The sequence below is a fragment of the Cupriavidus sp. 207A1 genome (assembly GCF_057798955.1).
Map to the genome: position 1 here is coordinate 1 of NZ_JBYOJO010000007.1, position 21,961 is coordinate 21,961.

General features: G+C 67.8%; 17 protein-coding genes and 1 riboswitch. Of the genes, 6 read left to right on the top strand and 11 right to left on the bottom strand.

Annotation, left to right across the window (positions count from 1 at the left end; translation table 11 throughout):
• From puuE to AC3FMM_RS14190, 3 genes are all read right to left on the bottom strand, one after another.
• The coding region (gene puuE / locus AC3FMM_RS14180) for an allantoinase PuuE (protein WP_488686849.1) at window positions 1–914 on the bottom strand (914 nt) is incomplete at its 3' end.
• 155 nt (window positions 915–1,069) lie between these two features.
• Window positions 1,070–2,476, bottom strand: coding sequence for a nucleobase:cation symporter-2 family protein (locus AC3FMM_RS14185; RefSeq protein WP_115708721.1), 1,407 nt, complete (start codon window positions 2,474–2,476; stop codon window positions 1,070–1,072).
• Window positions 2,477–2,646: 170 nt separating this feature from the next.
• The gene (locus tag AC3FMM_RS14190) at window positions 2,647–3,423 is read right to left on the bottom strand and encodes a GntR family transcriptional regulator (RefSeq protein ID WP_115708723.1); all 777 of its coding nucleotides are present in this window, start codon (window positions 3,421–3,423) and stop codon (window positions 2,647–2,649) included.
• Window positions 3,424–3,722: 299 nt separating this feature from the next.
• Here AC3FMM_RS14190 and uraH point away from each other — a divergent pair, with 299 nt between their 5' ends.
• Together uraH and AC3FMM_RS14200 are read left to right on the top strand one after the other, a co-directional pair.
• Window positions 3,723–4,076 carry a hydroxyisourate hydrolase gene (uraH, locus tag AC3FMM_RS14195; RefSeq protein WP_012352291.1) on the top strand — a complete coding sequence of 118 codons (354 nt, stop codon included), beginning with the start codon at window positions 3,723–3,725 and terminating at the stop codon, window positions 4,074–4,076.
• Between the two features lie 31 nt (window positions 4,077–4,107).
• Window positions 4,108–5,313 (top strand): urate hydroxylase PuuD, encoded by a 1,206-nt coding sequence (locus tag AC3FMM_RS14200; RefSeq protein ID WP_115708724.1) that lies wholly within the window; start codon window positions 4,108–4,110, stop codon window positions 5,311–5,313.
• Between the two features lie 165 nt (window positions 5,314–5,478).
• On the opposite strand, the gene AC3FMM_RS14205 is transcribed toward AC3FMM_RS14200, so the two are convergent.
• From AC3FMM_RS14205 to xdhA, 7 genes are all read right to left on the bottom strand, one after another.
• A complete protein-coding gene (locus AC3FMM_RS14205) occupies window positions 5,479–6,054 on the bottom strand; it encodes a TMEM165/GDT1 family protein (RefSeq protein WP_115708726.1) in 576 nt (191 codons plus the stop codon).
• 27 nt (window positions 6,055–6,081) lie between these two features.
• Window positions 6,082–6,318, bottom strand: a riboswitch (yybP-ykoY riboswitch).
• Between the two features lie 49 nt (window positions 6,319–6,367).
• On the bottom strand, window positions 6,368–7,540 hold the full coding sequence (locus AC3FMM_RS14210; RefSeq protein WP_488686850.1) for a fatty acid desaturase: 1,173 nt from the start codon (window positions 7,538–7,540) through the stop codon (window positions 6,368–6,370).
• A 190-nt stretch (window positions 7,541–7,730) separates the two neighbouring features.
• Window positions 7,731–9,053 carry a guanine deaminase gene (gene guaD / locus AC3FMM_RS14215; RefSeq protein WP_116312312.1) on the bottom strand — a complete coding sequence of 441 codons (1,323 nt, stop codon included), beginning with the start codon at window positions 9,051–9,053 and terminating at the stop codon, window positions 7,731–7,733.
• A gap of 76 nt (window positions 9,054–9,129) precedes the next feature.
• The gene (locus AC3FMM_RS14220; RefSeq protein ID WP_062797700.1) at window positions 9,130–10,185 is read right to left on the bottom strand and encodes an adenosine deaminase; all 1,056 of its coding nucleotides are present in this window, start codon (window positions 10,183–10,185) and stop codon (window positions 9,130–9,132) included.
• A gap of 55 nt (window positions 10,186–10,240) precedes the next feature.
• Complete coding sequence (gene xdhC, locus AC3FMM_RS14225; protein WP_488686851.1) at window positions 10,241–11,230, bottom strand: xanthine dehydrogenase accessory protein XdhC; 990 nt, start codon at window positions 11,228–11,230, stop codon at window positions 10,241–10,243.
• 143 nt (window positions 11,231–11,373) lie between these two features.
• A complete protein-coding gene (gene xdhB / locus AC3FMM_RS14230) occupies window positions 11,374–13,734 on the bottom strand; it encodes a xanthine dehydrogenase molybdopterin binding subunit (protein WP_488686852.1) in 2,361 nt (786 codons plus the stop codon).
• 27 nt (window positions 13,735–13,761) lie between these two features.
• Complete coding sequence (gene xdhA, locus AC3FMM_RS14235; RefSeq protein WP_488686853.1) at window positions 13,762–15,264, bottom strand: xanthine dehydrogenase small subunit; 1,503 nt, start codon at window positions 15,262–15,264, stop codon at window positions 13,762–13,764.
• Window positions 15,265–15,495: 231 nt separating this feature from the next.
• Here xdhA and AC3FMM_RS14240 point away from each other — a divergent pair, with 231 nt between their 5' ends.
• On the top strand, window positions 15,496–16,443 hold the full coding sequence (locus tag AC3FMM_RS14240; RefSeq protein ID WP_010809162.1) for a LysR substrate-binding domain-containing protein: 948 nt from the start codon (window positions 15,496–15,498) through the stop codon (window positions 16,441–16,443).
• Window positions 16,444–16,467: 24 nt separating this feature from the next.
• Here AC3FMM_RS14240 and AC3FMM_RS14245 read toward each other — a convergent pair whose 3' ends face one another.
• Entirely contained in the window at window positions 16,468–17,301 is an 834-nt protein-coding gene (locus tag AC3FMM_RS14245) for an ABC transporter substrate-binding protein (RefSeq protein WP_488686854.1), read from the bottom strand.
• A gap of 143 nt (window positions 17,302–17,444) precedes the next feature.
• Between AC3FMM_RS14245 and AC3FMM_RS14250 the strand changes: the two genes are divergently transcribed.
• The 3 genes from AC3FMM_RS14250 to AC3FMM_RS14260 all read left to right on the top strand — a co-directional run bounded on the left by AC3FMM_RS14250 (window position 17,445) and on the right by AC3FMM_RS14260 (window position 21,951).
• Complete coding sequence (locus AC3FMM_RS14250) at window positions 17,445–18,542, top strand: substrate-binding domain-containing protein (RefSeq protein ID WP_414248025.1); 1,098 nt, start codon at window positions 17,445–17,447, stop codon at window positions 18,540–18,542.
• Window positions 18,543–18,650: 108 nt separating this feature from the next.
• Window positions 18,651–19,250 (top strand): DUF4126 domain-containing protein, encoded by a 600-nt coding sequence (locus tag AC3FMM_RS14255; protein WP_115708746.1) that lies wholly within the window; start codon window positions 18,651–18,653, stop codon window positions 19,248–19,250.
• Window positions 19,251–19,335: 85 nt separating this feature from the next.
• Window positions 19,336–21,951, top strand: coding sequence for an ABC transporter permease (locus AC3FMM_RS14260; protein ID WP_116312318.1), 2,616 nt, complete (start codon window positions 19,336–19,338; stop codon window positions 21,949–21,951).
• Window positions 21,952–21,961: the final 10 nt, after the last annotated feature.

Here is a 21,961-nt window from a genome sequence, read left to right on the forward strand (position 1 = left end):
GCCCAGTGCCGGGCGATATCGACACGGCGGCAGATCCACACCTTGTCGTGTCCCTGCACGTAATCGAGGAAGCGCTGCAGCGCGCGGAAGCGGCCCGGGCGGCCGAGCAGGCGGCAGTGCATGCCGACCGACAGCATCTTGGGGCTGTCCTGTCCCGCGGGATCGCCTTCTTCATACAGCACGTCGAACGCATCCTTGAGGTACTGGAAGAACTGCTCGCCGGTATTGAAGCCCTGCGGCGTGGCGAAGCGCATGTCGTTCGAATCCAGCGTGTACGGCACCACCAGGTGCGGCTTCTTCTCGCCGCCGCTGACTTCGACCTCGGTCCAGAACGGCAGGTCGTCGCCGTAGTAATCCGAGTCGTACAGGAAACCGCCGTGCTCAACGACGAGGCGGCGCGTGTTGGGGCTGTCGCGGCCGGTGTACCAGCCCAGCGGCAGCGCGCCGGTCAGGTCCTTGATGATCTGCATGCCGATGCGCATGTGCTCGCGCTCGGTGGCTTCGTCGATGTTCTGGTAGTGGATCCAGCGCCAGCCGTGGCAGGCGATCTCGTGGCCCAGCTCGACGAAGGCGCGGGTCAGTTCGGGATGGCGCTGCAGCGCCATCGACACGCCGAAGATGGTCAGCGGCAGGCCGCGCTTTTCGAACTCGCGCAGGATGCGCCAGACGCCGGCGCGCGAGCCGTATTCGTAGATGCCCTCCATGCTCATGTGGCGCTCGGGGTAGGCCGCGGCGCCGACGATCTCGGAGAGGAACTGCTCGGAAGCGGCGTCGCCGTGCAGCACGCAGTTTTCGCCGCCTTCTTCGTAGTTGAGCACGAACTGCAGCGCGACGCGCGCGCCGCCCGGCCAGCGGGCGTGCGGCGGGCGGGCGCCGTAACCGATGAGATCGCGTGGATAGTTATCGTTTGTCATGTGTCGTTGCTTGCTTCAGGAAACCACCCGGCACCGCCGTCCCGCCGCAGGCGCCGACCGTCATGCAATGAGCATGCCAGTGGTGCCGGCGGCGGCGCCGGTACTGCTTCGGGGCCGGATCCCTGCGGGCCGGCCCAGCCTTGCCGGTACTTCGATTACTCGGTGCCGTGCGAATTGGCCGCGGCGTTGCGCATGGCCTCTTCGCGCGACTGGATGCCGTTGTAGAACAGGTTCAGCGCCACCGCCACGATGGTGCCGAGCACGATGCCGCTGTGCGTGAACGGGTCGGTCCACTTGGGCAGGTACTGGAAGAACGTCGGCGCCAGCGTCGGGATCATGCCGAAGCCGATCGAGATGGCGACGATGAACAGGTTGTGGCGGTTGCGGTTGAAATCGCACGAACCCAGGATGCGGATGCCGGTGGCGGCGACCATGCCGAACATCACGATGCCGGCGCCGCCCAGCACGAACTGCGGCACCGAGGCCACCACGTGGGCCATCTTGGGAAACAGGCCGAAGGCGATCAGGATGATGCCGCCCGCTGCCGCGACGTAGCGCGAGCGCACGCCGGTCACCGTCACCAGGCCCACGTTCTGCGAGAACGAGGTGTAGGGGAAGGTGTTGAAGATGCCGCCGATCACCGTGCCCAGGCCGTCGGCGCGCAGGCCGCGGGTCAGGTCCTCGTTGCTCAGCTTCTTGCCGGTGATGTCCGACAACGCCAGGAACATGCCGGTCGACTCCACCAGCGTGATCAGCATGACGATGCACATCGACAGGATCGCGGTCACTTCGAAGGTCGGCATGCCGAAATGCAGCGGCGTGATGACGGCGACGAAGCTGGCTTCATCGAGGCCGTCGAACGACACCTTGCCCATGCCCATCGCCACCAGCGTGCCGATGATGATGCCGAGCAGCACCGCGCAGTTGGCGACCAGGCCGCGGCCGTATTTGGTCAGCATCAGGATGATGACCAGCGTCAGGCCGGCGATGCCGAGGCTGGTGAGGTCGCCGTAGGCCAGGTTGGGCACTTCCTTGACGACGCCGTCGATGACGGCGCGCGTGGTGGGCTGGCCACCGGCCGACCAGTTGATGGCCACGCGCATCAGCGACACGCCGATCAGCGTGATCACGGTGCCGGTCACCACCGGCGGGAACAATCCCAGCATGCGCCCCATCATCGGCGAGATCAGGATGCCGAAGATCCCGGATGCGATCACCGCGCCGTAGATGCCGAGCAGGCCGACATTGGGGTCGGTGCCGATGGCGATCATGGGTGCCACCGAGGCGAAGGTCACGCCCATCATCACCGGCAGGCGGATGCCGAACTTCCAGAAGCCGATGGCCTGGATCAGCGTGGCCAGGCCGGCGGCGAACAGGTCGGCGTTGATCAGGAAGGCCAGCTGGTCCTTGGGCAGCTTGAGCGCGCCACCCACGATCAGTGGCACGGCAACCGTGCCGGCGTACATCACCAGAACGTGCTGCAACCCGAGCGCGAGCAGGCGCCCGGAAGGCAAACGCTCGTTGGTGAGGTCCGTCGGGACCGTGGTGCTTGCGGAATTCATTGGTGCGTCTCCTCTCCTTTGGTTTGATGGGAACGCCACGTCCGTGCCGGCAGTTTGGTCGGTGTTGTTATGGGCCTGCCGTCGCCGCGCTCTCGTTTGCACTGCCTGGGCGCGGTACTGACGACGGGCCTGCTGCCTTCTTCTTGCGGGGGCGTGACGGGAACACCGTGCTAGGTGGAGCGGCCCAGCACGCTGCGAAGATCGAAGCTGCCCGGTTCGTCCGGCTGCACGCGGTCGGCGCAGGCGCCGAGGTGGTGCGCCATGCGCGACTGGGCCAGTGCGGCGTTGCCCTGTTCCAGGGCGTCGAGGATTTCTTCGTGCTCGTCGAAGGAGCAGGCGTTGTTGCCCGGCGCTTCCACGCTGGCAATCATCAGCGTGGTGCGCGACACCAGGCGGCGCATCATGTTGACCAGCAGTGCATTGCCCGACAGTTCCGCCAGCGCGGTGTGGAATTCGGCGGACAGGCGGATCCACTTGGGACGGTCGTGCGTCAGGAAGGCCTGCCGCTCGTTGGCCACCATCTGCCGCAGCGGCGCGATCACGGCCTTGACGTCAGGCATGGCGGCCAGCTTTTCCAGCACCGCGCGCTCCAGCATCTGGCGCAGCTCGAACATGTCGTGCGCCTCGTCGGTCGACGGGCTGGCGATAAAGGCGCCGCGGTTGGGCTCCAGGTCGACCATGCCGTCGGCCGCCAGGTGCGACAGCACCTTGCGCACGGTGTGGCGCGCGGTGGCATAGATCTCGCAAAGCGAATGCTCGGTGAGCTTGGTGCGCGGCGGCAGCCGGTGCTCCATGATCGCGTCGTAGATCTCGTGGTACATGCGCTCCTCGACCGAGCCCTTGCGCGCAGGCTTGGCGGGCTTGCCCGGGATCTCGGTCGGCTCGCCGGCCTCGGCTTGGGCCTTGGATTCGGCGTTGGCGGCAATCAGCTTCAGGCTCTTGGACATCGTGGCACCGGCAGGTCAGGCATGGCACCGTAAATCCTGCGTATCAGGGTACGGTGATCCAAAAATTGTTGACAATTATTTGGTTGCGGCCTCAATATTGTCAACAAAACCAACTCAGGTTTTCGACAACTCAGGGAAATCCCTGAATTGCCAACGGGGAAGTGCAGGCGCATTGTCGCCACGCACCAACCCAGCGCCGGGATGCGTTACCAGACGTACCGAGCGGGCACCATTCCCACACATGGTGCTAGTGAAGGCAGCGGCGCCCCTCACAACCCAATCGCAAAAGGACAAATACGATGGGACGCTTGACCACCCATGTTCTCGACACCGCTGCGGGCACGCCCGGGCAGGGCATGTCGATTACTCTCCATAAAATTGTCGACAATCGTCGCGAAACCCTCAAGACCGTGGTCACCAACCACGACGGCCGCTGCGACCAGCCCCTGCTGGAGGGCGCCGATCTCGCCGCGGGCGTGTACGAGCTGGAATTCGCCGCCGGCGATTATTTCCGCGCCCAGGGCGTGAAGCTGCCCGAGCCGGCCTTCCTGGACGTGGTGCCGCTGCGCTTCGGCATTGCCGATGTCAACGCGCACTATCACGTGCCCCTCCTGGTTTCGCCCTGGTCGTACTCGACCTACCGCGGCAGCTGACGCGGTGGCATAGGGAAACAGGAGACAAGACATGGAAGGCTATATCCTCGACTGGGCCAATATGCTGCTGCGGTGGGTGCACGTCATCACCGCCATCGCATGGATCGGCTCTTCGTTCTATTTCGTGTGGCTGGACAACAGCCTGACCAAGCCCACCGCGCCGGACCTGAAGGAGAAGGGTGTCGACGGCGAGCTGTGGGCGGTGCACGGCGGCGGCTTCTACAACCCGCAGAAGTACCTGACCGCGCCCAAGCAGTTGCCGGAGAACCTGCACTGGTTCTACTGGGAGTCGTATTCCACCTGGATGAGCGGCTTTGCGCTGCTGGTGGTGCTGTACCTGTTCAACGCCAGCACGTTCCTGATCGACAAGAACGTGTTCGACATGTCGCCCGGCGCGGCGGTCGGCTTTGCGGTGTCGTACTTGCTGATCGGCTGGATCGTCTATGACAGCATCTGCCGCCTGTTCAACAAGAACGACCGCCTGGTCGGCATCCTGGTGGCGATCTACATCGCGGCAGCCGCTTACGTCGCATGCCATGTCTTCTCGGGCCGCGCGGCGTTCCTGCTGACCGGCGCGATGGTCGCGACGATCATGAGCGCGAACGTGCTGGCGTGGATCATCCCGGGCCAGCGCAAGGTGGTGGCGGCACTGAAGGCCGGCCAGCCGGTGGACCCGATCCACGGCAAGCGCGGCAAGCAGCGCAGCGTGCACAACACGTATTTCACGCTGCCGGTGCTGTTCGCGATGCTGTCGAACCACTACAGCATGACCTACGCCCACAAGTACAACTGGGTGGTGCTGATCCTGATCATGCTGTCGGGCGTGCTGATCCGCCAGTTCTTCATCCTGAAGCACAAGGGCAAGATCAACGTGCTGTGGCCTGCCGCCGGCGTCGCCGCGCTGGGAGTTGTCGCCGTGATGATCGCGCCGCAGCCGCGCCCGGCCGTGGCCAAGGCCGATGGCGAGGCCGCCGCGGCGGTCAGCTTCGCCAAGGTGCAGGAAGTGATGAACGCGCGCTGCGTGCAATGCCACGCCGAGCAGCCGAAGATGATGCCGACCGCGGCCAAGGGCATCAAGCTCGAGACGCCCGAGGACATCAAGGCCCACGCCCAGCTGATCTACCAGCAGGCGGTGCAGCAGAAGGCGATGCCGCTGGGCAACGTGACGCAGATCACCGACGACGAGCGCGCGCTGCTGGGGCAGTGGTTCGAAGGCGGTGCCAAGACTACGAATTAACGTGTCCTGAACTGAGAAGCATCGGGGCTGGCTCGTGCAGAGCCAGCCTGCGAAATCCGAGCATCGGTGATCGACGGTCCGGAGGGTTGAGCGGTTGGCAACCGTCAGTACCGGACCGGCGAGGGTTTGAACGGGGCCTTGTGCCCCGTTTTTTTTGCCTTGCGCTTATCCGCCGATATTCAGCAACGCCAGCACGCCCAGCACCAGGAAGATGCCGGCGGCAACCTTGTGCACCAGGCCGATCGGCATCTTGTTGGCAAACCTGTCTCCCAGCAACACAGCCGGCGCATTGGCGACCATCATGCCGAAGGTCGTCCCCATGACCACCGCCAGCACGGCATCGCTGAAGCGCGCCGCCAGAGCCACCGTGGCGATCTGGGTCTTGTCACCCATCTCGGCAAAGAAGAAGGCGACGAGGGTGGTGCCGAGGATGCCAATGAAGCCCTTGACCGGTTTGGCCTGCTCGGCGTCGTCGAACTTGTCGGGGATCAGCATCCATGCGGCCATCGCGATAAAGCCCAGGCCGAGGATCCAGCGCAGCAGGCTTTCGCCCACCACGTGCGTGATCCAGCCGCCGAGCGCGCCGGCGAAGCCGTGGTTGAACAGGGTGGCGATCAGGATGCCGAGGATGATGGGCACCGGCTTGCGGTAGCGCGCGGCCAGCACCAGCGACAGCAATTGCGTCTTGTCGCCCATTTCTGCGAGAGCGACGATGCCTGTGGAGACGAGGAAGGCTTCCATATTGGTCTTGTGGGGTAACCGGGCCGCAATGCATCGCGAGATGCCAATGACGCAACCCTTTCCCGGCCCGGCCAGAAAGGGATGGTCATCGGTCTCGCCAGGCATGGACGCTGCCTGGGCCGGTTTGGCCAGGCGGGTCCGGAGCTGCGCACGCCATAACCGCAAGCGGTCAAGTCTGTTGACGTACGCCCCTGTCCCCCGGAGTCCGCATTGCGCGGCGCGGTGAGAGCAGGGCGGCTACTCCCCAATGGAAGCGGCGATTATAACCGCGACGGCGGTGGATCGTCCACCGCCGTCGCGGCCGGCAAGGCGATCAGGCCGGTACCGGCGCGTTCTCGCTGGTCTGGCGGCCGCGGAAATCGGTCCAGCACAGCGCCTTGAAGTCATAGAGCTTGCAGCGGCGCGCCGTGTCGAAATACCAGCGCCACGAGAAGTTCTCGATGATGATGCGGCCCGGCAGCGCATGCTCCAGCAGCGCCTGCGCGCGCTTGAGGCGGTACAGCGGCACGCTCATGTCGACGTGGTGCGCGGTGTGTTCCATGATGTGGTGCAGCGCCGCGCCGATGCCATGGCGAAAGCGCAGGTGCACGGTGGTCGAGACAAACGGCTGGGCCCTGGCCCACATCGCCTTGGTGTCGTACCAGGCGACGCTGGTGTGGGTATGGTGCACGTACAGCACGAAGCCGACGGTTACGTTCCACACCAGGAAGGGCAGCACGAAGCCGGCGCCGACCAGCATCCAGACGGACTGCTGCGTGGCCAGCGCCAGGCCGACCAGCGCGCCGATCCAGGCCAGCCCGAACGCCGCCACGAGCACGCAGTCGCCGGTGAAGATCGACCGGCGCGTGGCCATCTGGCGCTTGCTGGGGAAGAACAGCTTGCACCACCAGATCTCGACCAGGTAATACAGGCCCGGACCGAAGCCGGTGCGGTAGATGCGCTCCATCACGCGGCGCCAGCGCGGCAGCGCGTTGAATTCGTCGAGCGAATACGGCGCCCAGACGAAGTCGAAGCCCTTCAGGTTGGTGTAGCCGTGATGGACCACGTTATGGCCGACTTCCCACAGGCTGTACGGCGTCAGCGACGGCAGGAAGGTCAGCCGGCCCAGCCACTTGTTCAGCCCGCGGCGCGGAGTCAGGCTCTGGTGGCAGGCATCGTGGCCGATGATAAACAGGCGCGCGATCACCAGGCCGGCCAGCACGCCCAGCGCCAGCTTGGCGGCCCAGTGCGGCGCCACTACCACGCCGGCCAGCACGGCGCCGAACAGCAGGTAATCGAAGGCGAACAGCATCAGTGCGCGCGGCGTGCTGCGCTGGCCCAGCGGGATCAGCCAGCCGCGGATGATCTTGCGCGATGGCAGCGGCGCGTCCGGCGCGATCGGTTCAGGCAGCGGAGCCGGGTGCGGGGCATGGGCGCGCGCGCCGGGATGCGCCTGGGCGTGCTCGGGGGCGGGCTCGACGGATTGAGCGGATTGATATGCGGTCATGCAGAACCTTCTGATTGCGGTCGATCGGTATTGGTGCGCGGCAAGGCAGAGTGGCCGCGGCGGAACCGCAAGGTTAGAAGGCTTTGTCGAAGACAGTCTTGACGGTCGTCAAGCCGGTGGGACGGCGGAAGCGGTAAAGGGCGGGCCCGCCGCGGGCGCGGCGGGCAACGGGATGCTGCCGTGTGGCGGATCAGGCTGCCGGGACGCTGGCCACCTCGCCCATCACGTAGACGCTGTCGATCGCGCGGTCGTCGCCCAGCATGGCGAAGGCAAACAGCTCCTCTTCCAGCGTTTCCGAGCGGTTGCTGCGGCGTGCGATCAGCGGCGTGGCCTTGGGGTCGAGCACGATGAAGTCGGCCTCGCAGCCCTCGCTGAAGCTGCCGACGCGGCCGGTCCAGCCCAGCGCCTCGGCCGCGGCGCGGGTGGCGAGGTAGAACATGCGCAGCGCGGTCAGGTAGTAGCCGCCCATGCGTGCCACCTTGTGCGCAGCGTTCATGGTGCGGAACATCGAGAACGAGGTGCCGCCCCCGACGTCGGTGGCCAGCGTCACGTTCAGGCGGTTGGCATCGGACTGGTGGAAGTCATAGAAGCCGCTGCCAAGGAACAGGTTGGAAGTCGGGCAGTGCGCCACCGCGGCGCCGCTGTCGGCCAGCCGGCGGCGGTCGTCCTGGTCCAGGTAGATGGCATGGCCGTACATCGCGCCGGGACGCAGCAGGCCATAGCGGTCGTAGACGTCCAGGTAGCTGCGCGCGTCCGGGAACAGCTCGGCCACCCATTTGACCTCGTCACGGTTCTCCGCCACGTGGGTCTGGATAAACGCGTCCGGATAGGCGCGCGCGAGTTCGCCGCAGGCGGCCAGCTGCGCCTCGGTCGAGGTCGGCGCGAAGCGCGGCGTGATCGCGTACGACAGCCGGCCCTTGTTATGCCAACGCGACAGCAGGTCGGCGGAATCCCGGGCGCCGCTTTCGGCGGTGTCGCGCAGGAATTCGGGGCAGTTGCGGTCCATCATCACCTTGCCGGTGACCATGCGCAGGTTGCGCGCCTCGCTTTCGGCGAAGAGGGCGTCGGCCGAGGCCTTGTGCACCGTGCTCCAGACCACCGCGCTGGTGGTGCCGTTGCGCAGCAGTTCCTCGGTAAAGAAACCGGCCACGCCGCGCGCGTAGTCGGGATCGGCGAAGCGGCGCTCTTCGGGGAAGGTGTAGGTGTCGAGCCAGTGCAGCAGGCCCGGCGACGGCGACGCGATCATGTCGGTCTGCGGGTAGTGCACGTGGGTGTCGATAAAGCCCGGCACGATCAGCTTGCCGCGGTGGTCGATGACCTCGGCGCCGGTCGGGATGCGCGCGGCCAGTTGCGAGTAGTCGCCGGCGGCGGCGATGCGCCCGTCGGTGACGATCAGCACCCCGTCGTCCCAATACTGATACGCGTCTTCATGGAATTGCGGGTCGCGCAGGAAATGCAGCACGCGGCCGCGAATGGCGCGGGTACGGGAGTCAGTGGTGGGGTGGGTCGTCATGGTTTGTCTCTCGTGGCCGGCCCGCGCGGCACCACACGGTGCAAGCAGCAGGCCGGGCTATTGGCATGCGCCGTGCTCAGGCCGCCGGGGCCGTCGCGGGCGGGGACTTGGGCGGAGCGGACCAGAAGTGGTCGACTTCCGCCAGGAACTCGGCCTTCTGCATGGCAGGCAGGAAGGCCGCTTCAAAACTGTTGCGGGCCAGCTTGTGCGCGTCGGCCGCGTCCAGTGGCAGTGCGTCGAAGGTGGCTTCCCAGTTCGCATTCATATAGCCGCCGAAGTAGGCCGGGTCGTCCGAATGCAGGGTGATCGCCACGCCCGCGTCCAGCATGCGCTTGAGCGGGTGGTCGCGCAGGTCGGGGTAGACCTTGAGCTTGACGTTCGACAGCGGGCACACCGTCAGCGCCACGCGCTCGCGCGCCAGGCGCTCGACCAGCGCGGCATCGTCGATGGCGCGCACGCCGTGGTCGATGCGCTCGGCCTTGAGGATGTCGAGCGCATCGGTCACGTATTGCGCCGGACCTTCCTCGCCCGCGTGCGCCACCAGGTGCAGGCCGAGCTCGCGCGCCCGGGCGAACACGCGCGCGAATTTCTCGGGCGGGTTGCCTTTTTCCGACGAGTCGAGCCCGACGCCGACGAAGCGGTCGCGATACGGCAGCGCCGCCTCCAGCGTGGCGAATGCGTCTTCCTCCGACAGATGGCGCAGGAAGCACAGGATCAGGCTGCTCGAGAAGTCGTACTCGGTGCGGGCCTGCGCCAGGGCATCGGCAATGCCGTCGATCACCACGCCGATCGGCACGCCGCGCGCGGTATGGGTCTGCGGATCGAAGAAGATCTCGGCGTGGCGGACGTTGTCGGCGACGGCGCGCTTGACGTAGTCCATGGTCATGTCGAAGAAATCTTCCTCGGTCAGCAGCACGCTGGCGCCGGCGTAGTAGATGTCCAGGAACGACTGCAGGTCGGTGAAGGCATAGGCGGCGCGCAGCGCGTCGACGCTGGGGTAGGGCAGCGCCACCTGGTTGCGCTGCGCCAGCCGGAAGATCAGTTCCGGCTCAAGCGTGCCTTCGATATGCACATGCAGTTCGGCCTTGGGGGTGCGGCGGATCTGTTCCGCGAGCGCGGCATCGATGGTCATGGGGGCCTCGTTTCTGGGCTTTTCTGTGCCGGCCGGCAGCACCGGCGGCACGGGTTCAGGGATGCACCGCCTCCGTGCGGCCCGCACGCAGCGCGGCAAGGCGCTGTTCGCGGACCTGGAGCAGCTGGGCGACGATGGCAACCGCAATCATAGCCGGAGCCTTGTCGGTGATCCCGGGAACCCCCATGGGGCATGTCATTTCCGCAAACCTGGCCGGGTCGATGCCGTGCTCGGCCATGCGGTGTTCAAAGCGCGCGCGCTTGGTCTTGGAGCCGATCAGGCCGAAGTAGGCGAAATCGGTGCGCTTGAGGATTTCCTCGCACAGGGTCTGGTCCAGCGCGTGGCTGTGCGTCATGACCAGGAAGTAGCTGCCCGCCGGCGCCTGCGCCACCACCGCCTCGGGCGTGTCGCTGGCCTCGGCCTCGACGTTGTCGGGCAGGCCGCCGGGGAACAGCGTGTCGCGCTCGTCGACCCAGTGCACGCGGCACGGCAGCGTGGCCAGCACCTTGACCAGTGCATGGCCGACATGGCCGGCGCCGAACAGCACCACGTGCATGGTGTCGGGCACCAGCGTGTCGGTCCAGCTGCCGTCCGCTTGCAGCTCCACGCCGGCGAGCACCGCGCGGCTGTCGCAAAAGGTCACCGCGCCGCGGGCCGGCACCTGCCGCTGCAGCGCGCGCTGCGCGGCGAAATTGCGCTCGACCGCATCGAGCCAGGCCAGGTCGGCCTGGCCCAGCACTTCGAAGGCAAGCTGCACCACGCCGCCGCAGCACTGCCCCAGCGCCGGGCCCAGCGGAATGCGTTCGATCCGGCGCGGCTCGCCGCGCACCAGCATGTCGCGGGCGATATCCATGCCGCGCCATTCCAGATGGCCGCCGCCGATGGTGCCGACCAGGTCGTCGGCGCTCACCAGCATGCGGATGCCGGCCTCGCGCGGCGCCGAGCCCTTGACCTCGACGATGGTGACCATCGCCACCGGCACGCCGGCACGCACCATGCGGGCGGCGTCGGCGAAGCGGAAGGGTTTGAGCGGTGCGTCCTGCATGGTCGGGGGCCTTGTGGTGATGCGTGGTATGGCTTGTGTCAGTGGTGGCGCGCGCCTGCTTCTTCCGCCGGCCCCTCGCCTGTCAACGCAGTCGAGGGGGGAAAGTCCGGGGCCTCCGCAGGCGCGCGCTTCCTTGCCACCGTTCAGGCTGCCTGCGCAGCCACTTGCGCCGCCGCAGCACGCACGGCATCGACGGCATCGAGGATCGCCTCGCTGGTGGCCGGCGCCTTCAGCGGCGGGTTGATGCGGTAATCGCCCAGCGCGGCCACGGCGTCGCGGATCGCGAAGAACACCGAGAACGGCAGCAGCAGCGGCGGCTCGCCCACCGCCTTGGAGCGGTGGATGCTGTCCTCGACGTTGCGGTTCTGGAACAGGCGCACGTTGAATTCCTCGGGGCAGTCGTTGACCGTCGGGATCTTGTACGTGGACGGGGCGTGCGTCATCAGCTTGCCGTCCTTGTTCCACCACAGTTCCTCGGTGGTCAGCCAGCCCATGCCCTGGATGAAGGCGCCTTCGACCTGGCCGATATCGATCGCCGGGTTCAGCGAGCGGCCGGCGTCGTGCAGCGCGTCGGCGCGCAGCAGTTTCCATTCGCCGGTGAGCGTGTCCACCAGGACCTCGGAGCATGCGGCGCCGTAGGCGAAGTAGTAGAACGGGCGGCCCTGCAGCGTCTTCTGGTCCCAGTGCAGCTTGGGCGTGGTGTAGAAGCCGTCGGACCACAGCTGCACGCGCGCCACGTAGGCTTCGCGCGCCAGCTCGCCGAACGACAGGCGCAGCTCGCCGGCGCTGACCAGGTCGTCGTTGAAGCGCACTTCGGACGGCTCCACGCCGGCCTTGCGCGCGGCAAACGCGGTCAGGCGCTCGCGGATCTGGCGCGCGGCGTCCTGTGCGGCCTTGCCGTTCAGGTCGGCGCCGGTCGATGCCGCGGTGGCCGAGGTATTGGCCACCTTGCTGGTGTCGGTCGCGGTCACGCGCACCCGTTCCATGCGGATGCCCAGTTCGTGCGCCACCACCATCGCCACCTTGGTGTTCAGGCCCTGGCCCATTTCGGTGCCGCCATGGTTGACCAGCACCGAGCCGTCGTTGTAGACGTGCACCAGCGCGCCGGCCTGGTTGAAGTGGGCCACGTTGAACGAGATGCCGAACTTCACCGGGGTGATGGCGATGCCCTTCTTCAGCACCGGGCTGGTGGCGTTGAACGCGCGCGTGGCCTCGCGGCGGGCGCGGTATTCGCTGCTGGCCACCAGTTCGTCGATCAGCTCGTGGATGACGTTGTCTTCCACGGTCTGGCCGTAGGGCGTGACGTTGTTCTCGGTCTTGCCGTAGAAGTTGGCGCGGCGCACGTCGAGCGAATCCTTGCCGACCGTGCGGGCGATATTGTCCAGGATGTACTCGACCGCGAACGCGCCCTGCGGGCCGCCGAAGCCGCGGAAGGCGGTGTTGCTCTGCGTGTTGGTCTTGCCGCAGTAGCCGTCGATCTGCACGTTCGGCAGCCAGTAGGCGTTGTCGAAGTGGCAGATTGCGCGGGTCATCACCGGGCCCGACAGGTCGGCCGAGAAGCCGGCGCGCGACACCATCTCGACCTTGACGCCTTCGATATGGCCGTCGTCGTCGTGGCCGACGCTGTAGTCGAACACGAAGTCATGGCGCTTGCCGGTGATCATCATGTCGTCGTCGCGGTCCGGGCGCAGCTTGACCGGGCACATCAGCTTCCAGGCCGCCAGCGCGGCGCAGCAGGCGAACAGCGCCGACTGCGATTCCTTGCCGCCGAAGCCGCCGCCCATGCGGCGGCATTCCACCAGCACCTGGTGCGCCTGCCAGCCCAGCATATGGCACACGGCGTGTTGCATTTCGGTGGGGTGCTGGGTCGAGCACCACACTTGCATGCTGTCGTTCTCGCGTGGGGCCGCGTACGAGATCTGGCCTTCGAGATAGAACTGCTCCTGGCCGCCCAGGTGGATCGTGCCGCTGTCCTGGTGGGCCGCGCCGGCAATGCGCGCGGCCGGTTCGCCACGTGTCAGGTGCATCGGCGGCAGCACATAGCTGCCGGCCTCGTGCGCGGCCTGCGGCGACAGCACCGGCGGCAGGTCTTCGTAGTCGATCACGCCGAGGCGGGCGGCGCGACGGGCCGCGTCATGCGAGGTCGCCACTACGATAAAGACCGGCTGGCCGACGAACTGCACCACGCCGCGCGCCAGGATCGGGTCGTCATGGATGATCGGGCCGCAGTCATTGGTGCCGGGGATGTCGTCCACCGTCAGCACGTCGACCACGCCCGGCGCGGCGCGTACCTTGTCGAGCGAGACCGACTTGATGCGCGCGTGCGCGCGCGTGCTCATGCCGAGCGCGGCGTGCAGCGTGCCGGCCAGCTCGGGGATATCGTCGGTGTAGGTCGCGGTGCCGGCCACGTGCAGGTGGGCGGATTCGTGCGGACGCGAGATGCCGACCTGCGGAACCTGTTCGGCGGCGGCGTCGAGCAGGAAGGGTTCGGTTTGCTTGTTCATGCCGATGCTTTCCTTGTTCTCTCTGGCTCAGGCCGTGGCGGTTTCGGGGGCGCCGGCGCCAAGCGCGCGGACATTGACGGCTGCGGCGGGCAGCGCGTTGGCGCTGGTTTCGAGCCAGAACCGGTACAGCAGGTTGGCGGCACCGCGGCTGCGGTACGAAGCGGTCGCGCGCATGTCAGACAGCGGCGTGTAGTCCTGCGCCAGCGCGGCCATGCCGGCGCGCGCGCTGGCTTCGTTCCACGGCTGGCCGGTCAGCGCCGCCTCGGTCGCGGCGGCACGCTTGGGCGTCGCCGCCATGCCGCCGAAGGCGACGCGGGCCTGCGTGACGATGCCGTCCTGCACGGTGATGCCGAACGCGGCGCACACGGCGGAAATGTCCTCGTCAAAGCGTTTGGACAGCTTGTAGGTGCGGAAGTGCTGCGGGCCGGCCACCGGCACGCGCAGCGCAGCGACGAACTCGCCCGGCTGCATCGCCGTCTTCTGGTACGCCAGGTACAGGTCTTCCAGCGGCAGCGCGCGGCGCGTCTCGCCGTGCTGCAGCACCACTTCCGCGCCCAGCGCGATCAGCGCCGGCATCGAGTCGCCGATGGGCGAGCCGTTGGCGATATTGCCGCCCAGCGTGCCGGCATTGCGGATCGGCAGCGAGGCGAAGCGCTTCCACAGTTCTTCGAGCTCGGGATGCGCGGCGTTCAGTGCCGCGTAGGCCTTTTCCAGCGTCACCGCCGCGCCGATCTCGATCATGCCGTCGCGTTGTTCGATCCGGTTCAGGTCTTCCACCTGGCCCACGTAGAGCAGGTTGCCCAGCTCGCGGAACTGCTTGGTGACCCACAGGCCCACGTCGGTGCTGCCGGCCAGGATGCGGATATCGGGCTGCGCTGCCTTGATCGCGCCGAACTCGGCCGCGGTGCGCGGGGCAAAGAACTCCTGGCCCTGGGCGCGGTAGCGGAAGGTCTCGCCGCGCTTGAGGTTGCGCAGGGTGTCGGCGATCTGCTTCGGGTTGAGCTTGTCCGCGGTGGGGGCGGGCAGGGCCATCATGCGCTCACCGGCGTCGATGATCGGGCGGTAGCCGGTGCAGCGGCACAAGTTGCCGGTCAGCGTGTCGCAGATGGTCTGGCGCGACGGGGCCGCGCCGCCCGGCGTGTGCTGCTGGTACAGCGCCCACAGCGACATCACGAAGCCGGGAGTGCAGAAGCCGCACTGCGAGCCGTGGCATTCGACCATGGCTTCCTGCACCGGGTGCAGGTTGCCGTCGGCCTGGCGCAGGTCCTCGACCGTGATCAGGGCCTTGCCGTCGAGCGTGGGCAGGAACTGGATGCAGGCGTTGACGGCCTTGAATTCGACGTCGCCGCCGTCCTGCAGCTCGCCGATCACGACAGTGCAGGCGCCGCAGTCGCCTTCGGCGCAGCCTTCCTTGGTGCCGGTGCAGCGCGCGTCCTCGCGCAGGTACTGCAGCACGGTGCGGGTAATGGGGGCTTCGGATACTTCCTTGACCTGGCCGCGATGGAAAAAGCGGATGGTTTGCGTCTCCATGGTCTTCTCTCTCTTGGTGATGGCGGAAACATAGCACCCGGGCCTTTCCAGCAATATTCGGCCCAGGTGATATGCCCCATCAGCGGGCACCTCGGACGGTGCGCCGCCGCACCAGGCGGCAGCCCCCCGAGGGAGGGTGATTTGACCGTTTGTGGGGTGCCTGTCATACACTATGCGCCGTTCCCATCCCCCACGCCACCCATCCGGCTCCGCCGGCGGGCCGCCATCGCCATGCACGGACGCGACCATCTCGATACTTATTTGCTGCGGGTGCTCCACACCCTGCTCACCGAGCAGAGCGTGACCCGCACCGCCGTGCGTCTGGGCCAGTCGCAGCCAGCCATCAGCAATACCCTGAAGCGGCTGCGCGAGATCACCGGCGACGCCATTCTGGTGCGGGGCAAAAACGGCATGGTGCCGACCGAGCGCGGCCGCGAGCTGCTGGCGCTGGCCGAGCAGAGCCTGGCGGCGATGGACCGCATCGCGCGGCCGCCGCAGCAGTTCGACCCGGCCACCACCACGCGTACCTTCCACCTCGGCGCGCCCGACTACCTGGACGCCTTCTTCCTGCCCAATATCGTCGAGCGCGTGCGCCGGCTGGCGCCGGGCGCCAAGCTGTTCGTGCACCCGATGACGTCGTCGTCGGACTTCCTCGACGACCTCGAGCAGGGACAGCTGGATATCGTGGTCGGCAACTGGCTGTCGCCGCCGGAGCACCTGCATATCTCGCCGCTGTTCGACGACGAGGTGGTCTGCATGCTAGGCGCGCAGCACCCGCTGGCGCGCAAGGGGCTGACGCTCAAGCACTACCTGGAGATGCCCCACCTGGCGCCGGCGCCCTACGCGTCGATGCAGCGCAGCATGATCGACCAGGCGCTCGCCGAGCAGGGCTACAAGCGCAATATCCAGGTCACGCTGCCGTACTTCGGGCTGGTGCCCTATGTGCTGATGAAGACCGACATGGTCTTCACCACCGGCCGGCAGTTTGCCGCGCACTACGCGCAGTACCTGCCGATCCGCATGGTGCCGTCCCCGGTGTCGTTCCCGCGCATGCGCTTCTACCAGCTGTGGCACGAGCGCTGCCATGCGGCGCCGGATGTGATGTGGATCCGGCGGATGATTGCGGAGGTGGCGGCGGATCTGCCGCAATTGCCGCGGCTGGAGGCCGAGGCGGGCTGAGTCGGGACGAGCGCGGTCGCGGCGCTACCTTGCGTGGGCGGTGGGGAAGAACAGCTGTTCCCCCTCCACCTTGTACCCCGCGATCGCGTCCTGTCCTTCCTTTGACGTGATCCACTCCACCAGCTTCATCGCATCCTTGTAATTGATGCCCGGATGCCTGGCCGGGTTGACCGCGATGATCCCGTACGGGTTGAACATCTTCGGATCGCCCTCGATGGCGATCGCCAGCCCGGTCTTGGCGCGATACGCGCCATAGGTGGCGCGGTCCGACAGCGTATAGGCCGGCATCTGCGCGGCCATGGTCAGGACCTCGCCCATGCCCAGGCCGGCGTTGACGTACCACGGCTGGCCCTTGGGCTCGATGCCCAGCTGCTTCCAGTAGCCCTTTTCCATCACGTCGGTGCCGGAATTGTCGCCGCGCGAGATGAACTTGCTGCCGCTGGCGGCAAGCTTGCGGAAGCCGGCCAGCACGTCCTTGCCGCCCTTGACGCCAGCCGGGTCGCTGGCCGGCCCGACCACGATGAAATCGTTGTACATGACATCGCGCCGGTTGACGCCGTAGCCGGCGGCGACGAAGGCATCCTCCATCTTGCGCGCGTGCACCAGCAGCACGTCGACATCGCCCATCTCGCCCATCTTCATGGCCTTGCCGGAGCCGACGGCGATGACTTTCACCGTGACGCCTGATTTCTGCTCGAAACGCGGCAGCAGGTGCTTCAGCAGACCAGAGTTCTCGGTGCTGGTGGTGGTGGCGAGCTTGATCTCGCCGGCCTGCGCGGCCGACAGCAGGCCGAGGCACAGCAGCGGCACGGCGACGTGGCGCGCGCGGTGGCGCAAGGGTTGGGCACGGCGGGGCATCGGCGACTCCTCGTTATTATGTTATTGCAGACATAATTGATTTTGCCTTCGGATCTCAGGGAGAATTCGGCAAAACAACATAAGAATGGGGTATTCATTGTGATCCAGCCGAGATCGACAAGTAAATATGTAGCGGGGAACCTATGACCTTCCGCTTCGACCTGTTTCCGGTGATCGCCTCCGACGACAATCCGCGCGCCAATGCCAAGGTGTTCCAGCTGCTCAAGGCGGTGCGCGAAACCGGATCGCTGCACCGTGCCGCGCGCGAGATCGGGCTGTCGTACCGCCACGCCTGGGGCGTGATGCGGTCGTGGGAAGAGATGCTCGGCCGCAGCATGCTGGATATGGAGCGCGGGCGCGGCGCCTCGCTGACGCGCTTCGGCGAGCGCCTGCTGCGCGCCGAGCTGCGCCTGCGCGAGTCGATCGAGCCGGCGGTGCAGCGCGCCATGGCGGAGTTCATCGCCGACCTGGACGACGCCCAGCAGCCGCAGTCGTGCCTACATTTCACCGGCAGCCATGACCCGGCGGTGGAAGTGCTGGCCGCCGCGCTGGGCACTGCCGGCAGTCCGCTGCAGCTCGACACGGTGTTCTGCGGCAGCGTGGAAGGGCTGATCTGCCTGCAGGAGCGCCAGTCGGAGCTGGCCGGGTTCTATGTTTCGCCGGTGCAGACCGCGGGCTCGGTGGCGCATGTGACCCTGCGCAAGTGGCTGCGGCCCGGCGCCGTGCGGCTGCTGCGGCTGGCGTGGCGCGAGCAGGGCCTGATCCTGGCGCCCGGGCTGGCGCGCGAGGTGCACGACCTGCGCGGCCTGGCGCGCAGCCAGGCGCGTTTCGTCAACCGGCAGCGCAGCTCGGGCACGCGCATGCTGTTCGACCAGCTGCTGGCGGCCGAGGGCCTGTATCCCGATCTGGTCAACGGCTACGACGAGACCGAGTTCAGCAATGAAAAAGTGGCGGAAGCGGTGCACAGCGGCCGCGCCCAGGCGGGTTTCGGGCTGCGCATGAACGCCGAGGCCCACGGTCTGGCGTTCGTGCCGCTGACGCGCGAGGCCTATTACCTGGCGCTGCGCAAGAACGACCAGACCGCCGCCTGGATGGCCGCGCTGCTGGCCTTGCTGGCCGATCCGGTCTTTGCCCGGCGCATCGAGGCGCTGCCCGGCTATACCATGGCCGAGCCGGCGGGGATCCTGACCCCGCAGGAGGCTCTGCCGTGGTTTGGCCCGGACGGCAAGGAAGGCAGCTGAGCCAAGGCCGGGCCGATCCCCGACCGGTCGGGCCGGTCCGTATTACACTCCCTGCCAGGGCGCGCCGGTCTCTGCGCCGGCCCGCGCCGGACCCTTGCAAGGAGCGCCATGCTGGAAACCGCCGCGCTGGCCGCGGGCATGTCCTGGGCCAGCGGATTTCGCCTGTATCTGGCCGTGCTGGCCGCCGGGGTGCTGGCGCGGCTGGGCTGGCTGGAACTGCCGCCGGGGCTGCAGCCGCTGGAGTCCTGGTGGGTGATCGGCGTGGCCGCGGTGCTGGCCGTGGCCGAGTTCGTCGCCGACAAGGTGCCGGCCTTCGACACCGTCTGGGACGGCATCCATACCTTCATCCGCATTCCCGCCGGGGCGATCCTGGCCGCCGCCGCGTTCGGCCAGCTGGATCCGCAATGGGTGGTGGCGGCGGGCCTGGTCGGCGGCACGCTGGCCGGCACCGCGCATGCCGTCAAGGCCGGCACGCGCGCGCTGATCAACGTCTCGCCGGAACCGTTTTCCAACTGGACGGCCTCATTCACTGAGGACCTGACCGCCACCGGCAGCCTCCTGCTGGCCTTCTTCGTGCCGGTGCTGTTCCTGGTCCTGCTGGCGGTGTTCCTGCTGGGCTCGGTGTGGCTGCTGCCGAAGTTGTGGCGCGGGGTGCGCCGCCTTCATGCCAGCCTGCGCGGCGGAGCCCGGCATGACGCGCCGCGCTAGCGGCGCGGCCGTTCCTGCCAGCTTTTTTGCATTACCCGACTGACCCGAGGCGCACCGGCGCCAGCAACCAAGAACCAACCAACCGATGCCCTCCGAGTCCGCCATCGACGTCCCGGCCACTGCCGCCCAACCCGCCGGACTGCACGCCGCCACCGGCGGCAAATTTTCCGCTTGGCGCCAGGCGCTGCGCATGGCCCGGCGCGACTGGCTGGCGGGCGAGCTCTACCTGCTGCTGTTTGCGCTGGTGCTGGCCGTGGCCGCGCTGACCAGCGTGGGCTTCATGGCCGACCGCATGCGGCTGGGCCTGGAGCGCGACGCGCGCCAGATGATCGCGTCCGACGTGCTGCTGGTCGCCGACCAGCCCTTCGATGCCGCCTTCGCGCGGCGTGCGCAAGCGGCGGGGCTGGCCGTGGCCCAGACCGTCACCTTCCCGAGCATGGCTACCGCCAACGGCAAGGCGCCGGCCGGCGGCGACGCCCCCAGCCAGCTGGCCGCGCTCAAGGCAGTGACCGACGGTTACCCGCTGCGCGGCAAGCTCAAGGTGGCCAGCGCGGCGGGGGCGCCGGATGCGCCCGCCGAAGGCATTCCCGCGCCGGGCACCGTATGGGTCGACGAGGCGCTGCTGGGCGCCCTGGGGGTTGCCGTGGGCGACACGTTGCAGCTGGGCAGCCGCAGCTTCCGCATCGACCGCATCATCACGCAGGAACTCGACCGCGGCACTGGCTTCATGAACTTCGCGCCGCGCGTGCTGATGCCGCTGGCTGACCTGGACAGCACCGGGCTGATCGGCTGGGGCAGCCGCGTGACCTACCGGCTGCTGGTGGCCGGTCCCGACGCCGCCGGCGCGGCCTTCCAGAAATGGGCGCAGGACGAGATCGAACGCCGCAAGCTGCGCAACACGCGGGTCGAGTCGCTGGAATCCGGCCAGCCCCAGATGCGCGCCACGCTGGACCGCGCCGAGCGCTTCCTGTCGCTGGTGGCGGTGCTGTCGTCGATGATCGCGGCGGTGGCGATCGCCATGTCGGCACGCCGCTATATGCAGCGCCACACCGATGCCTGCGCGGTCTACAAGTGCCTGGGGCTGTCGCGCGGGCAGATCCTGCGGGCCTTCGGACTGGAATTCCTGCTGGTCGGCGCGGCCGGCGCGCTGGCCGGCGTGCTGCTCGGCTACCTGGCGCACTATGGGCTGCTGCTGTCGCTGGGCGGGCTGCTCAAGGTGTCGCTGCCGCAGCCGTCGCTGCTGCCTGCGCTGGTGGGCGTGCTGGCGGGCCTGGTGCTGCTGGCCGGGTTTGCGCTGCCGCCGCTGCTGGCGCTGACGCGGGTGGCGCCGCTGCGGGTGCTGCGGCGCGATATCGGGCTGCCGCCGGTGTCGGCCTGGGTGGCCTATGCGCTGGGGCTGGGCGCCTTTGTCGCGCTGCTGCTGGTGGCGGCGCGCGACCTGCGGCTGGGGCTGACCACCGCCGGCGGCTTTGTCGCCGCAGGCGTGGTGTTCGGCGTGCTGGCGCTGGGCCTGCTGACGCTGCTGTCGCGGCTGCTGCGGGGCCGCCTGCGCGGGCGCGCGGCGGTGGGATGGCGCTTCGCGCTGGCGGTGCTGGAGCGCCGCCGCGCGGTCACGGTGCTGCAGACCGTGGCGCTGGCGGTCGGGCTGATGGCGCTGCTGCTGCTCGGCATGACCCGCAACGACCTGGTCGATTCGTGGCGCCAGGCCACGCCGGCCGACGCGCCCAACCGCTTCATCATCAATATCCAGCCGGACCAGCGCGAGCCGCTGCGCCAGATGCTGGCCGGCGCCGGCATCACCGACCTGCTTTATCCGATGGTACGCGGGCGCCTGACCCATATCGGCGAGCGCACCATCCGCGGCGACAGCTTCGAGGACGGGCGCGCGCGCAACCTGGTCGAGCGCGAATTCAACCTGTCCTATACCGACGCGCTGCCGGAGGGCAACCGCGTCATCGCCGGCCGCTGGTCGAACGGGTCCGACGGTGCGGAGGCGGGCGCGTCGGTGGAAGAGGGCATCGCCAAGACCCTGGGGATCCGGCTGGGCGACACGCTGCGCTTCGACGTGGCCGGGCAGCCCGTGCAGGCGCGCGTGACCTCGCTGCGCAAGCTCGACTGGGGCTCGATGCGGGTCAATTTCTTCGTGATCCTGCCGCCGCGGGCGATGCAGGGCATGCCCGAGACCTACATCACCTCATTCCACCTGCCGACCGCGAGCGCCGCGCTGGGCAACCGGCTGATCGCCGCCTTTCCCAATATCACCGTGGTCAACACCGACATGATCCTGCGCCAGATCCAGGACATCCTGGACCAGGTGATCGCGGCGGTGGAGTTCCTGTTCGTGTTCACGCTGGCCGCCGGGGTGACGGTGCTGTACGCGGCGTTGTCCGGCGCGCGCGACGAGCGCATGCGCGACGCGGGCCTGCTCAAGGCGCTGGGCGCTTCCGCGGCGCTGGTGCGGCAGACGCAATATGCCGAGTTCCTGGTGGTGGGCGGCCTCGCCGGCCTGCTGGCCAGCCTCGGCGCGATCGCGGTGGGCTGGGGGCTGTCGCAGTTCGTGTTCGACTTCCCTTACCGCTTCAATGCGTGGATCGTGCCGGTCGGCGTGGTTTCTGGCATGCTGTGCGCTTTTGCCGGCGGCTGGCTGGGCTTGCGCGAAGTGCTGCGCCAGCCTGCGCTGGCGACCTTGCGCGATGCCTGAGCCCGCGTGC